The following is a 13,895-nucleotide window of genomic DNA, read 5'->3' as shown; positions in this document are numbered from 1 at the left end:
CCGGAGGCACCATGACGTCACCGTCTACAGAGCTGTTCACCGTCTTCCCCGTTTTCCTGCTCATCGACGTGAGCGCGTCCATGGCGGGTGGACCGATCGAAGCCATCAACGCGGCCTTGCCGGACCTGCAGCGAGAGCTGCAGAGCGACCCGATGGTCGGCGAGATCGCACAAGTCGCAATCGTCACGTTCTCCGACGAAGCCCGGGTGGCCCTGCCGCTCTCCGACCTCGCCAAGGTACAGCTGCCCGAGTTGTACGTGGAGGGCGGCACCAACTTCGCGGCCGCGTTCCGGGAATCGCGCCACGCGATCGAGTCCGGCATGCGCTCGCTGCCGAAGGGGACGCCGGTGTGCCGCCCCGTGGTCTTCTTCATGAGTGATGGCGAGCACCAAGCCCGTGAGAGCTGGACGGACGCACTGAAGCAACTACGCGATCCCGGATGGAAGTTCGCACCAGAGGTGGTCACGTTCGGTTTCGGTACGGCGAAGAGGGAGCCGCTGCAGGTCATCGCTACCACGTTCGCGTTCGACTGCAGAGACGCCGACCCGGCAATTCAAGTGCGGGAGATCATCAAGACGTTGATCAAGAGTATCAAGACGACCTCAGCCAGCCTGACGGACCCGTCGCAGGCGCAGGGTCTTCACCTTGATACGCCGACCGAACACTTCGCTCGGCTGCCTACGATCCCCATGGATTGATCGGGACGGCATGAAGTTTCTGAAGAGACTGTGGCCAGGCACGGAACTCCCACGCCCGGCCGGGAACGGTCGGGCTGCCGCTCCTTGCCTGCCCGAGCCCGTCGAAGAGCTCGGCACACCAGCTGGCGACGAGCCGCTTGTCCACGAGCCGGTCCCCCAGGCGCGGCCGGCCCCGCCCGAGCCGGGCGACGCGCCGGCCGAGGTGCGCAACGCGCCGGCCGAGGTGCGCAACGCGCCGGCCGAGGTGCGCAACGCGCCGGCCGAGGTGCGCAACGCGCCGGCCGAGGTGCGCAACGCGCCGGCCGAGGTGCGCAACGCGCCGGCCGAGGTGCGCAACGCGCCGGCCGAGGTGCGCGACGCGCCGGCCGACCTTCCCACGGACGCCCCGGCCATCGGACGGGTGAGCGCGGCGAGCCTTGGCGTGCTCGGGACCGGCTGCCGACTGCGCCCACCGGCGGTCGCCGTCGACGGGACGACGGCCGGGATCTTCCACGTCGCGGCGGCGTCCATCATGGGTGCGGGTCATATGCACGGCGGACAACCACGGCAAGACGCCTACAACGTGATGCTGGGCCGTTCGGGAGCGCTGTACGTGGCGATCGCCGACGGCCTCGGCTCCCGGCAGGCGTCACAGCTCGGTGCGCACCTGTTCACCGAGTCGGTGCTGATAGCGGCCGCCGAGGCGGAGTCCGCGGACGGCTCTCCCGTCACCGCGGCGCTGCTGCTGGCAGAGGCGAGTGTCCGGACGGCTCGGGTGCTCACCGAGGCGTACCGGATCGAGGCCAGGGAGGCGGCCTGCGTGGGCGCGGTCGCGGTTCTCTCCGCCCGTGGGTGTGAGCTCGCGCGGATCGGCGACGTGGCAGGCTTCACGCTGGCCGGCGGGGAGTTCGCCGAGGTGTTCCCGGTCGAGTCCGGATTCATCAACGTGGTGAGCGCGACCCTGCCGGGTGAGCGGCCCGAGCAGGTGGAGACGGCTGAGCTGGGACTCGCGGAGATCGTGGTGCTCGGCACCGATGGTCTCGCCAACGACCTGCGCAATTCCGCCGCGTTGCGGAGCTGGCTGGCGGGCCGCTGGCGGGTTCCCCAGTGGCCATTCGCGATGGGCGACACCCTCCGGTACCGCAGGCAGGGCTCGCACGATGATCGGACCGCCGTCGTCGTCTGGCGTACGGCGGCACCGCCCTCGACCGAGTCCTCGGCAGCGCCCTCGGCAGGGCAGGGCCCCGGCGAGGCCGACGATGGCACGGGGTGAGGCGAGCTCCGATGGACGATGGCGGCGCCTCGCCCTGCTCTTGGCGGCCGGCTTGCCGGCGCTGTTCGTGGTCTATGGCGCGATCCTGCTGTTCATCTCGGGCAGCCTCGCCTACGCCGGCATCGGCGCCGCCGCGCTGACCGGCGCGCTCGCGCTCAACCTCTTCCTGGTGGCTCGATCGACGTGGGCGGCGCGTCTCACGAGAGCCGGCCGGCTCTGGGTGGTCGTGCTCTGCTGGGCGCTGCAACCTGCGCTCATGACGGGCGTGCTGCTCGGGGCGTTCGGCGCGGAGTGGCAGTGGGCCCTTGCCGCCGCGGTCCTGGTCGGGCTGGTCGCCGCGCCAATCTACGCCCGGCAACGCCCGAAGGCCACCGAGATGCAGGTGCTCCAGCCTCTGGCGGTCGACTCCCTGAAGGATGGCAGGTTGCTGGATGACGCCACCCGGGCCCAGTCCGACGCACCGAAGGCGCCCGCCACCGTCAGGGCGCTCAACCGGGCACGTGCGGTGATGATGCTCGCCTTGCGGGAGGACGACTCGGACCGGGTGCAGGAGGCGCTGCCGCTGCTGCGGGCGGCGCTCACCGACCCCGCGCTGGACCCGGTGATCGCGCTCTCGGCCGCCGACGACCTGGTCAACGCCGAGAGCAGCATGGCCGAGCGCAGCAGGGACGACCGGCGGTACGCCCAGGCGATCGCCTTGCTGACCGAGGTGGTCAAGGAGAACCCCAGGGTGCCGAATGGCAGGGCCAAGCTGCACGGACACCGTGCCTGCCACCTGGCGTTCCAGCTGCGGCGCATGCATGAGACCTGGATCCAGGCGTCGAAGGCCGGTGACACGGCCGGCGAGGTGGCCGCCGAACGTGCGTTGCGCGAGCTCTGCCAAGGCGTCAAGCGGGAGCGGCTGGCCGCGATCGCCTACACGAAGCCGGGGACGCCCATTTGGGCGCAGGAGCTGGCGATGCACGGCCAGTTCCTGTGCCGGGCAGCGGAGCTGGGCGAGGAGAAGGACTTGATGGAAGGTGTCGGGCTGATCCGGCGGGCCCTGGATCGACGTGTCGGCCTGCCGGCCGAGCTCCGCCACCCCGTCGAGCTCCAGCTCGCCTCTGCGTTGCAGGCGCGGGCCCCGTACATGGAGGACGGCCTGCGCGACCTCGACGAGTCCAGGACGATCCTCAACCGGCTGGTCCGTCTCGGCCCGCCCATCGAGGCCGGCGCCAGGGCGCTGCTGCTCGAAAACGCCGTCATCCGGGCGGAGATCGAGTGAGGCTCACGTGGCTCGGCGGCCGCCGGTCCGGCTCTGTCGCCGAGCTGGCCCGGGCCGCGTTCGCGGCCGGGCTCTCCAGCGGTCTCACCGACCTGACCGCCGTCGCCGACACGTTCGAGGCCTGGGCCCGGCAGCACGGCACGCGGGCGGAGCTGGCGGAGGCGCACCGGATGCGCGTGATGACCGCCGCCAGGGAGGCCCGGCGCCGTGGCCTGCTGATCGACCAGTACGGGGTGCTCGGCCGGGCCGAGCACGCGGCCGCTGAGGCGGGTCACCTCCTGGCGGCGGACGAGCAGGGCCGCGACGCGGTGGCGGTCGTCGAGCTCTCCCGCGCCGTCGTGCTGACCCGCATGATCGGCGGCCTAGACCCGCTCACCCGGACGGCTCTGCGGGCGGCCGGCCGCGACGATCTCATCACCGCGCACGAGCGGGCGATCCGGCTGCGCGCGGACGCCTACCGGCGCCTCCACCGGGGAGGCGGCCCGGCCGGCGCATCCCTGATCAGACAGGGCCGCGCCTACGCCACGGGAGTCCCCTTCGACCTCGAACACGCCTCGGCGGAGGTCACCCGGGTGCGGCGGGCGAGCGCTGCGATAACGGGTCCAGCGGACCCGCTGGAGATCCCGGCCTACGCAATGATCCAGCAGGTGGCCAGCCAGGCGCCTGTCGTCTACCTCGCCTCCGCCGATGAGTCGGGCTACGCCCTCATCGTCCGCGACCACGGCGAGCCGCAGTTCGTACGGCTGCCCGCACTGCGCCTGAGCGACGAGTTCGCCGCCCAGCGGCAGCCGAATCCGGTGCCCGCCACGCTGGCCGCAGGGGTCCGGCTGCTCACGGCCAGGCTCGGCCCGCTGGTGTGCGCTCTGCGCGGGGATCCCGAGATCGCCCTGGTGCCGGTGGGCGGGCTGGACAACCTGCCCTTCAACGCCGCGCTGCTGGAGGCCACCATCGCTGACCCGGCGCGGGAACCGCTCGTGGTCCGGAGCCTGCCCAACGCGCGCGCCGGTCTCGGCCGCCCGCTGACCATCGGCCCCGCACCACGGGTGCTCGTGGTGGACGCCACCGAGGCACCCGGACAGCGCAAGCTGCGGTACGCCCATAAGGAGGCAGCCACCCTGGCCGAGCGGTACGGTCCGGCCGCGCACCCGCTCAGCGATGCCTCCCGCGCTCAGGTGCTCGACCGCCTCGCGGACGCCGACCTGGTCCAGTTCTTCGGCCATGGTCAAGCCGAACCGGCCGATCCGCTGCTCGGCGGCTTGGAGCTGATGGACGGACGCCTGTCGGTGGGAACCCTGATGGGCCGCCCACCGGGCCGGCCGCAGTTGGTGGTTCTGGCGGCCTGCGAGAGCCAGTTCACGGGCGCCACGGCACCGAACGAGGCGGTCGGCCTGCCGGCAGCGCTGATCCAGGCCGGCGCTGCCGGGGTCGTCGCCGCGCAGTGGCAGGTCAACGAGCGCGCCGCGATGCTGCTCCTCAACCGCTTCCACGACTTCCTCGCCATGGGCCGGTCGCCCGCACGGGCGCTGACCATGGCGCAGTGCTGGCTGCGCGGCGCGAACGGCGCCGAGATCGCCCCCCGCTACCCCGGCCTGGCCAACCGCCGGGCGTCCGCGACGTTCGCCGGCCGGCGAGACGCGGAGATTCGCTACGCGGAGCCCGTCTACTGGGCTGCGTTCGGATACACGGGACGCTGACCCGACCACGGAGGATGAATGGAATATGTAGTGCTTTATATCGATTTCGAGCGGCTGTCGGCGGCGGAGGCCGACGACTTCGCCGCGGCGGCCGAAGCGCTCGGCTTCGACGTGGACGAGCTGCCTCCGCCCATGGGCGTCGACCCCGAGATCGTGGTCCTGGTGAGCAGCGCCCTGGGCGCCATGCTCGGGGTGCTGGCGGAGAAGACCGGGGAATCGGCGGGCGAACGACTGTGGGGCCTGCTCCGGCGCGTACTGCCGCTCGGCCGGGGCGGACCGGAGGAGGAGGCGGCGATCGCGGATCGGACCACCCGGGTCACCTTCGTCTTCGACACCGCGGCCATGGAGGCGGGCGAGGCCGTGGCCCGGGAGATGTGCGCCCTCTCGGAGAGGATCAGTGCGATCCCCGATGGCACCGTGTTGCGCTGGGTCCCGGCGCTGCAGAAATGGCAGGCCGAGGACGGGTGAGCATTCGGCCCGGCCGGCGGAGCGCCACCCGGGCGGGCCCGCGGTCAGGGCGTCGGGCGGGTGATCCTTGGACGGACCCGCACGGTCCGCCGGAACGACGGAACGACGCGATGAGCGTGCAGGTCGAAGGCGACATCGACGGGCCGCGTCAGGCGCGGCCATGACTGTGGCCGCCAGCGCCATCCGATGGTCCTTCGCCCAGGGCGGCCCGAGCGTCGCCTGCGGTTCGTACGGATCTCCTCGGCCCGCCCGGCCAGAAATGACTCCGGCCAACCCTCTTCGGTGCCTTCCAAGCGGGCCGGAGCGACGCCTCGGAACGGGTGGAAGCGTTTACACGGCGTGGCACTGAAGGACGAGCCTTTGGCGACTGCGGCCCAGGGTCCTGACTGACCCGAAAATTCGACCTTCACGTGGGCAAGCGGCAGCGAACCCCGGCTGCCCGAGCTGGAACGCCTGGCCACCACGATCGAGACCTGGTGGCCAGAGATCCTCGCCTTCATTCAGACCGGCATCAGTGAAACTCGTCCGAGGATCTGCAGGGCATGATCGCGTCCAGGCTCAGGCCCCCGCTCAGCACGCTTTCTACATACCCGCATCCTGCGATGTAGCTCCCTCGCCTGGCGGTCGCAGCAAAGACCGCTCCGGAGAACAACTGCCTGCCGGTGGGATTGAAAATCCGTGGTTGGACGCTACACCTCCTGGTGTTGTCACAGGTCTTCAGACTGCGCGCGGTTTTCATCGGGATGGTGTGGCGGTTGACGTCTGCCGAGACGATGATGCGGTCCTGGATCCGGTCGCATATGACAACGTACGAGGCGACGACGGCAGAGCCGCTCGTGTAGATGCTGGAGACGAGTCCGCGGCAGTTGTCGCGGTTGGCGGCCTGTGCCGGCAGTGCTCCGACGAGCAAGGATCCTGTGGCGACCATTGCCACGAGGGCGACCTTCATATATTTGTTCATGGAAAATCCTTTGCGATCGGGGGCGGACATGCGAGATCTCGTCATCCTGGTGGATCAAGACGGGCGAGGCACGAACATAAGCCGCAATCACTCAAATCAAGCGGCCTTTAACAATGCGGTCGAGACTCGGTCAGGGACCGTACGGAAATCTTGACAGTCCCGTCAGAGCCAGCGGCACAGTCTCGGCACAAACATGCCGTCAAGCAAGTCACCTCGGTGCTGCACGTGTGTCGCTGGTTGCGGCGCGGTGATCTACTGCCGGCCGACGTGCCTTGTCGGATACGGACTCCCCCGATGCCGTGCGGGTGGTGGACGGGGAGTCCGCCTTGCCGGGTCGGTCAGGTAGTGAAGAGGAATACCCCACGTATTGGGGTGCCCCGCCCTTCCCAGTAGCTCCGGTATTCGCCCTGGTAGGTGACGTTCTCCGGAACGTTGAGGACCCTGCAGGTGGCGCCCGGATGATCGACGTTGTCGTCCCTGATGACGATGGGTGATCCGTCCCCGCCCTGGCGGGACACGGCCACTTCCACCCAGGCGGTCCCAAAGGTGTTGTCCGCCTGGAGGCATATCTGATTGGTGTCGTCGGTGTACCGAACGGTCCCGTCGCCGATGTCTCGGATGAAATTCACTGCGAAGGCCGGTTGCGCGAGAACGATGCTCGCAACCACGGCGCCAAGGCCTACCGCGGCGAATTTGGCCAGCTTGTTCATGGGCTTTCTGTCCCTTCCGAACCAGATCATTTTGCTGGCGAATTAATCTAAGCCGATTTGTGAGTTCTGATATGAGCGGCAATGTCGGCCGTCGCGACAACAGGCGCCCGTGCGGCCGTTGCTCACAACTCCTGGTTGGATCCTTGCGTACGCCGGTGGCAGCTTGGAATACGTCGGGAATATCCCCGTGGTCGCCGAGCTTTCCCGGTCTTCCGAGGAGCCTAACGATCTTTGGTCACGAGCTTCTGGACGTTGGTGTCAAGTTTCAGGACTCCCGGGGAAGCCGGGCGTGGGCGGCGTAGTCATCGACGTGGCGGGTGATGGCCTTCGGTCTAGGGATGACCTCCGCAGCGTTCAATCCGTCACGCCGCCGTGCCGGCCGATCGGTCTTCGAAGGCGGACACGCCACGAGCCGATGAGCCCTCACTGCGCAGAGGGGGCCGTCGCCGTCCCGATGAGCAAGGCTCAGCGGGCCCCCTCACCTGACCGATCGACGCCATAGCCGCTCGCGGTTATCTCAGACCAGGCGCGTTCGACACTGATGCCGTCGGGGGATCGAGGGCCGGGCGAGAAGAGTTCGCAATCGTTTCTTCACCCAGTGGATCACCGAAACAGGCCGTCCAGGTTACAGTGCGTACAGCCAAGGGGGCACGATGAAGTTTGGGATACTAGGTCCACTGACGGTGTGGCGAGAGGGTGAGCAGCTCGATCTTGGCACCCCTAAGGCGCGGGTGCTGTTAGCGGTTCTGCTGTGCCAAGCGGGTAAGCCTGTTTCGGAAGATCAACTGGCCGTGGCGCTGTGGGAGGACACCCCTCCGAAGAGCGCCACCAAGAATGTGCAGACCTACGTCCACCGGCTCCGGCGGCACCTGGGCGACCCGGCTCGCGTCGTGCGGCAGGGCTCCGGCTATCTGGTGCCGGTGGTCGGGGACGAGCTGGATGCGGCGAGGTTCGAGAACCTGGCCGGCTCAGGGCAGGCGGTGGAGGCTGCCGGTGAGCCGGAGGAGGCGACCCACCGCCTGCACGAGGCGCTGAGTCTCTGGCGCGGGCCCGCGTTCGTCGGCATGACCGATGTCCCGATGCTGGCCGCGGAGGCCGCGCGGCTGGACGAGGTCCGCCTGTCGGTCCTGCAGTCGCGGATCGCCGTGGACCTGAGGCTGGGACGCCACGCCGGGTTGTTGGGCGAGCTGACCGCGCTCACCAGCGAGTATCCACTGCGGGAGCGGCTGCGCGCGCAGCTGATGCTGGCGCTGTACCGCTGTGGCCGGCGGGCGGACGCGCTCGCCGAATACACGCGTGCCCGCAAGACCCTGATCGAGGAGACCGGGCTGGACCCGGCCGAAGAACTGCACGACATGTATCAGAGAATCCTCACTCAGGACCCCTCACTCGACCTCGTTCCTCGCGTCATGGCGACGATCACGGGCTCCCCTGTGGGGCCGAGCCCGTACAGGCCGGCGGAGGCCCCTCGGGGCTACCGTGAACTTGCTGCGCGCCTGTCGGGGGAACTGGGCATCGAGCCGAGCGAGAAAGTGCAGCACGCGCACGTGCGTGTCCTGTCCGCCGACCGTCCCGTCCAGGCCACGGCCCCGATGCCTGAACCTCAAGCGGCCCCCACCCCCGCCGAGTTGCCGCCGGACATCGCGGATTTCACGGGCAGGGACGACGAGGTGGCAGACCTCACCGAGGTCCTCACCGAGCCACGGCCGGGCACCGTCGCCATGGCCAGCATCGCGGGTCTGGGGGGCCTGGGTAAGACCACGCTCGCCGTGCACGTCGCGCACCGGATCGCGGGTCGCTTTCCCGACGGTCAGCTCTATGCGGACCTGCGCGGCGCCTCCGCCGACCCTGCCCGCCCAGAGGATGTGCTCAGCCGGTTCCTGTTCGCGCTGGGCATCAGCGCCACCGGCATACCCGAATCCCTGGAAGAACGCGTGGCGTTCTACCGGAGCTGCCTGGCCCGACGCAGAATTCTCATCCTGCTCGACAATGTCGCCGGGGAGGAGCAGGTGCGGCCGCTCCTGCCCGGGGCTCCCGGCACGGCGGTGCTCCTCACCGGACGTGTCCGGCTGGTCGGTCTCGAGGGCGCGAGCCTGCTGGAACTCGACGTGCTGCCGTCGGCCCAGGCCATGGGCCTGCTGAGAAGGATCGTCGGCGACGAACGCGTCCAGGACGACCCGGACGCGGCTCTGGAGATCACCCGGCTGTGCGGCCGGGTCCCGCTGGCGGTCCGCATCTCGGCGGCCAGGCTTCTCGGCAGAAGGCAGTGGAGTCTGTCCCACCTCGCCGGCGTCCTCGGGGAGGAACGGCATCGGCTGGACGAACTGGTGGCGGGCGACCTCGACATCCGCGCGGGATTCGAGATGAGCTACCGGACGCTTCCCGCGGGCGCGCAGCGGGCCTTCCGGCTGGCCGGGCTGCTCGACGCGCCCGATTTCGCCTCCTGGGCGGTGGCGGCCCTCCTGGACGTGCCGGTGCGGCAGGCGGAACGCGAGATCGAAACCCTGGTCGACGCTCATCTGCTGAACCTCACCGGGACGGACGAGACGGGCAGGCTCAGGTATCGGTTCCACGACCTGATCCGGTTGTACGCGCGTGAGCGGGCGCAGCGCGAAGATTCCGAACCCGAGCGCCAGGCCGCGCTCCAGCGGGCCCTGGGTGCGTGGCTGGCGCTGGCGGAGGTCGCGGCGGAGCACGTCCCGGGCCCCTGCTACGCACCCATGCACAGCTGCGCGCCGCGCTGGCGGCTGCCTGCGGCGCTCTCCGGCCCGCTGCTGGCCGACCCGATGGCCTGGTTCGGCGCAGAGCACTCCGCGCTGATGGCGGGGGTCGCCCAAGCGTGCGAGGCGCGCCTGACCCAACTCGCATGGGATCTCGCGGGGTCCACCGAGACGTACCTCAACGTGCGCGGCTTGTATGACGGCTGGCAGCGCATGCACGAGCAGGCGCTCGCGCTCTGCCGTGAGACCGGCGACAAGCGCGGCGAGGCCGTGCTGATGCGCGGCCTCCTGGAGGTCACCACCTGGAGCTCACCGCCGGGCCCCGGACCGGCGATGACACGGATGCGGGCCGGCGCTTCGCAGCTCCTCGACCTGTTCACCATGCTGAACGATCCGGTCGGAATAGCCGACGCCTTGGCCACCCTGGCCTGGAGCATGACGGCCGACGGGAACGGTAGTGCACAAGCGCTCGCCCTGGCGGAGCGCGCTCTGCGGACGGCCGCCGACGCGGACTACCTCGGCGGCCAGGCGCGGGCCTATCACGTGATGGCGATCATCTACGGCGAGGACGACCCTCAAGGGGCGCTCACGGTCCTGGAGCAGGCGACGAAGGTCGCCGAAGCGCTCGGCAACGCTCACTACACCACGACGATCACCCAGTTCCTCGGCGCGGCGAAATCGTTCTGCGGTGACATCACGGGCGGCCAGGAACTGCTGGAGAGGTCCCTGGGAATGGCACGGCGGTTGAACTACCGCTATCTGGAGACGTTCTCGCTGCTCTACCTCTCGAAGCTGTTCGTCGCGGTCGGGGACGAGCGGGCCAGGGCGACCGCCGAACTGACGCTGGCCCACAGCGAGGACGGCAACTTCGGCCATTATCTCGCCGACGCGCTCAGCGTTCTCGGGCAGTTGAATCTGGCGGAAGGAGACCTGCCCGCCGCCATCGCCACCCTCGAACGCTCGGTCCGGGTCTGGCGAACCCGCGGCTCGATCCCCTACCTGGCGCGGGCGCTCCGCGCCCTCGGCGACGCCCACGGCGCCGCCGGCGACCACCGCACGGCCAGGGCCGTCTGGGAAGAGGCCCGCGAACTGTTCCGTGGGATCTCGCACGAGAATGGCATGAGAACGCTGGACGCCCGGCTCGGGTGAAGGGCAGCCAGGCTCTTCGGCGACACGTTGCCGTGAACGACCGCCATCTGACGGTCGGCGGCCATAGTTCCGCACCCGACCCGCTCACGCAGCCGGTACTCATCATCGAAACCCCTAAGGGCCGAATGCTGTGCCGCTCGAATATTGAGTTCTGGCGCCCGAGCTGGGGTCATGCGGCGTGGTGAGGGTCCGCAGCCCTTCGGCCTGGAACGCTTCTGCCAACGCGGCGGTGAAAAGCGGATCGCGGTCGTGGATCAACACGCGCAGCTAGTTAGCCGGTGGCCGCGTCACCGAGTACGTAGAGGTGGTGTTCCAGTACGTCGAAGCTGCGCAGCAGCCGGTCTTGGGTGGCACTGCCGAGCGGGGCGCGTACCGCGTACATGTAGAGCGCGCCGGCATCGGCCTGAGGACCCGCCGAGGCCGATGGGTCGTGGCGAGCACCGGGCCGCTGAAAGCGGTCGCGGCCGCCGCAAGGACGGCCGCGACCATCAGGGGTTTGCGTCGTATCGACTTCACGCCGTTCCTTCCTGTCCAGGGAGAGCGGGGATCCACGAGCGCGGAAGGCCGGGCAGTCTGACGAGCGACGAGCGAAGCCGATATGTAGGGAGTTGCCAGGAAGTACGGCGGTGACAGACGGCTCGGCCACGGCCGGTTACGCATTCCGAACGTATGCCGGCGGTATACCGCCGGCCTGTACTGTGCGGGGCCAGGTCGGCCGAGCGCGGCGCCAGAAGGTCTGCGGGGACGCCGAAGACCATGGAAGGTTCGTCGAACCATGTCTCATACCCTTGCCCTCCGCAGGATGAGCCGACGCTGGGCGATCACGCCCGCCGTCGCGGCCACCGCCGCAGTCCTGATGATCGCCGAGAGCCCGCCGGCGATCGCCGCGGACAACGTGGTCTCCAAGGAGGCGACGCGGGCGACCTCAGCGCCGGGCGACCTGGACCACAGGACCGAGGTGACCTATCCCGCCGTCCATGAGAGGCCGACCTGTGCGGTGCACGTCATCGCGGTGGTGCGGCATAGCGACGACAAGGTGTTCCTGCGCGACATGTGCCCGATCGACGGAGCGCTGGGAGCGGTCCGGGTGCAGTGGAAGGTGGGGAACACGGACTACTACCGGTACTGCCGTACGTCACACAGGAGCGCGATCGCCTATTGCGCCTTCGATTGGCCGGAGAGTGCCAGCGTCATGAAGTCGATCATTCCGGCCAAGTGGTATCCCGACAACCGGCCGACGAACTGGGTGCTCCACGCCGCCGGGGTGAGGCACTTCCGCTGACCGGGCTTGGCCGCCGTCGTCACGGTGTGACGCCGGGACGTCCGTCTTCCACCCGGCCGGTGAGCCGGCGCCGGTACGACGGGTACTCGGCGACAACGGCCTCGAGGTCGTACCAGCCGTGGCCGTGACCGTCACCTTCCCGCCGTCGGCTGATCCGCTGTCCCTGCTGGCGGCGGAGGGCCCATCGCTGCCAGCCGCCGTCGAGCAGGCCGCCGACCTCGGCTGGACGAGATCTGCGGGGAGCCGGCCCTCGGCAGCAAGACCCTCTTCCCGGCCAGGCTCTCCCTAGATCGCTGTCCGGTGGCCTGGAAGCCGCGCGTGGGCACAACGACGGGCTCATGCAGGTGAGAACCTGCTCGCGCTGTCGGATCCGCACCTCGGCGAAGCGAGCGACCTGCACGGCGGGATCCGCCCTGCCGAACAGGCGCTGGACCTGGCCCGTGGCATGAGCGACCCGGTGAACGTGGCACGTGCACTGGACCGGCTCAGCCGCCTGCACGCAGCCGTCGGCGACCATGACGCCGCAGCTCGCGCCGATCGTGAGGCGACGGCGACACGCGCCGGGATCGACTGAGGGACGCGCCGGCGCTCTACCGATCTTGGGCGTGGCCGGGAACGTTAGTTGCGGTACTTGCAGTTGATGTGTGCGGTTCCACTGATGCCGGTCCACTTGCATGTGCTGTACGCCGGGCTGAGCCGTGGATGCGTCATCGTGGTATGCCCAGAAGAACCCTTCGAGCTATATGACGCGTTCGTGACGTTCGAGTCGGAATATAGGTACACGGTCGTCCATGTTCCCGACTCGACCGTGCCTCCCGTGAGCGATAGGTAGGAAGCGCTACCACATTGCACGCCCTGGGCTATGTCCCGGTTGCAGTACGTGATGAGAGCGGCGTGCGCGGTCCCGGTCGTGGCGACGAATGCCGGAACCGATACGAGGAGGGCCAGAATGAGGTACAGAGACCTTTTGCGGATGGGCATGGCCTGATTCCTTATCTCGGAGGCCTTCATCGCACCGGGGTGGGTGCCAGGTCGGAGAGCACGAAAGTCCCGCTCGTGCCGGCAACGCTTCGAGGCCCGTTCGGCTCCGCACCGGGATCGGACAGCACCAGGTTGGGTGACACCACGGTGTACCCGTCGCCCAGTCGAGAGGCGGGCACGCCATCCGGCAGGAGATAGGCCTCACTTGCGCCGGGTGGGCCGGCCACCTGTAGGCCTATCCCCTTTTTGGGGAAATCGGACGGCGCCGCGCACGAAGCGCCGGCGACAAAGTCGGCCGCCGTGTCACCGATGACCGTGATCAGGCAGAGCTCACCGTTGGCATCGGTCCCGGACCAGTACGTGCCGGCGCCGGCGGAACCAAGTCGCCGAGTCGTGGCCGGGGCGACCAGTTCACCGACCTCGGTCCCGGAGGAGATGAACTCGGGCAGGTGATCCACCGGAGTCTGCCTCTGGGACATCAGCGACATGTGCTCGATCGCGCCCTTCGAGGTCGCAGTGTCGGCCTGCGCCGCAGCCACGAGGGAAAGGCCGATCGCGGTAGCGGCGACAGTAGCGGCAGCCGCCAGGATCAACGGTTTTCTCATGATGAAATCCTCTCTCTACTGCTGTCGCGACTAGCCTGCGGCTTTCACGGCGAATTTGAGCCAGCCTGATCGTTCACATAAGAAAAGTGCCCTTGAACTGGGAGGATCGGA

At 69.0% G+C, this 13,895-nt stretch carries 10 protein-coding genes; 7 read left to right on the top strand and 3 right to left on the bottom strand.

The window, feature by feature from the left end:
* Positions 1-11: 11 nt before the first annotated feature.
* From ACTMTI_RS24465 to ACTMTI_RS24445, 5 genes are read left to right on the top strand one after another with little or no spacing between them, the layout of a single operon-like run.
* A complete protein-coding gene (locus tag ACTMTI_RS24465) occupies positions 12-698 on the top strand; it encodes a vWA domain-containing protein (RefSeq protein WP_441122831.1) in 687 nt (228 codons plus the stop codon).
* A 10-nt stretch (positions 699-708) separates the two neighbouring features.
* A complete protein-coding gene (locus tag ACTMTI_RS24460) occupies positions 709-1,950 on the top strand; it encodes a protein phosphatase 2C domain-containing protein (RefSeq protein ID WP_441122830.1) in 1,242 nt (413 codons plus the stop codon).
* Entirely contained in the window at positions 1,937-3,214 is a 1,278-nt protein-coding gene (locus tag ACTMTI_RS24455) for a hypothetical protein (RefSeq protein ID WP_441122829.1), read from the top strand. The genes ACTMTI_RS24460 and ACTMTI_RS24455 overlap by 14 nt, the downstream gene beginning before the upstream one ends.
* Positions 3,211-4,908, top strand: coding sequence for a CHAT domain-containing protein (locus ACTMTI_RS24450; RefSeq protein ID WP_441122828.1), 1,698 nt, complete (start codon positions 3,211-3,213; stop codon positions 4,906-4,908). Before ACTMTI_RS24455 ends, ACTMTI_RS24450 begins: the two co-directional genes overlap by 4 nt.
* Before the next feature lie 18 nt (positions 4,909-4,926).
* On the top strand, positions 4,927-5,376 hold the full coding sequence (locus tag ACTMTI_RS24445; RefSeq protein ID WP_441122827.1) for a hypothetical protein: 450 nt from the start codon (positions 4,927-4,929) through the stop codon (positions 5,374-5,376).
* A 511-nt stretch (positions 5,377-5,887) separates the two neighbouring features.
* Here the strand turns inward: ACTMTI_RS24445 and ACTMTI_RS24440 are convergent.
* Positions 5,888-6,337: a hypothetical protein gene (locus ACTMTI_RS24440; protein WP_441122826.1), complete on the bottom strand. Its 450-nt coding sequence runs from the start codon at positions 6,335-6,337 to the stop codon at positions 5,888-5,890.
* Between the two features lie 338 nt (positions 6,338-6,675).
* The gene (locus ACTMTI_RS24435; RefSeq protein WP_441122825.1) at positions 6,676-7,047 is read right to left on the bottom strand and encodes a hypothetical protein; all 372 of its coding nucleotides are present in this window, start codon (positions 7,045-7,047) and stop codon (positions 6,676-6,678) included.
* 653 nt (positions 7,048-7,700) lie between these two features.
* Here ACTMTI_RS24435 and ACTMTI_RS24430 point away from each other — a divergent pair.
* Together ACTMTI_RS24430 and ACTMTI_RS24425 are read left to right on the top strand one after the other, a co-directional pair.
* Positions 7,701-10,916 carry an AfsR/SARP family transcriptional regulator gene (locus tag ACTMTI_RS24430; RefSeq protein ID WP_441122824.1) on the top strand — a complete coding sequence of 1,072 codons (3,216 nt, stop codon included), beginning with the start codon at positions 7,701-7,703 and terminating at the stop codon, positions 10,914-10,916.
* A gap of 802 nt (positions 10,917-11,718) precedes the next feature.
* On the top strand, positions 11,719-12,198 hold the full coding sequence (locus tag ACTMTI_RS24425; protein WP_441122823.1) for a hypothetical protein: 480 nt from the start codon (positions 11,719-11,721) through the stop codon (positions 12,196-12,198).
* A gap of 1,007 nt (positions 12,199-13,205) precedes the next feature.
* Here ACTMTI_RS24425 and ACTMTI_RS24420 read toward each other — a convergent pair.
* The gene (locus tag ACTMTI_RS24420; protein ID WP_441122822.1) at positions 13,206-13,784 is read right to left on the bottom strand and encodes a hypothetical protein; all 579 of its coding nucleotides are present in this window, start codon (positions 13,782-13,784) and stop codon (positions 13,206-13,208) included.
* Between the last annotated feature and the right edge of the window lie 111 nt (positions 13,785-13,895).

Source organism: Nonomuraea sp. H19, assembly GCF_052068215.1.
Lineage (GTDB): Bacteria > Actinomycetota > Actinomycetes > Streptosporangiales > Streptosporangiaceae > Nonomuraea.
The sequence above is the reverse complement of the archived record's forward strand: the minus strand, read 5'-3'. Positions and strand labels throughout refer to the sequence as shown.

Bases quoted from the DNA above. Each gene is read 5' to 3' on its own strand.
- ACTMTI_RS24440 (WP_441122826.1), bottom strand. From the start codon at position 6,337: ATGAACAAATATATGAAGGTCGCCCTCGTGGCAATGGTCGCCACAGGA.
- ACTMTI_RS24460 (WP_441122830.1), top strand. From the start codon at position 709: ATGAAGTTTCTGAAGAGACTGTGGCCAGGCACGGAACTCCCACGCCCG.
- ACTMTI_RS24465 (WP_441122831.1), top strand. From the start codon at position 12: ATGACGTCACCGTCTACAGAGCTGTTCACCGTCTTCCCCGTTTTCCTG.
- ACTMTI_RS24445 (WP_441122827.1), top strand. From the start codon at position 4,927: ATGGAATATGTAGTGCTTTATATCGATTTCGAGCGGCTGTCGGCGGCG.
- ACTMTI_RS24435 (WP_441122825.1), bottom strand. From the start codon at position 7,047: ATGAACAAGCTGGCCAAATTCGCCGCGGTAGGCCTTGGCGCCGTGGTT.
- ACTMTI_RS24420 (WP_441122822.1), bottom strand. From the start codon at position 13,784: ATGAGAAAACCGTTGATCCTGGCGGCTGCCGCTACTGTCGCCGCTACC.
- ACTMTI_RS24455 (WP_441122829.1), top strand. From the start codon at position 1,937: ATGGCACGGGGTGAGGCGAGCTCCGATGGACGATGGCGGCGCCTCGCC.
- ACTMTI_RS24430 (WP_441122824.1), top strand. From the start codon at position 7,701: ATGAAGTTTGGGATACTAGGTCCACTGACGGTGTGGCGAGAGGGTGAG.
- ACTMTI_RS24425 (WP_441122823.1), top strand. From the start codon at position 11,719: ATGAGCCGACGCTGGGCGATCACGCCCGCCGTCGCGGCCACCGCCGCA.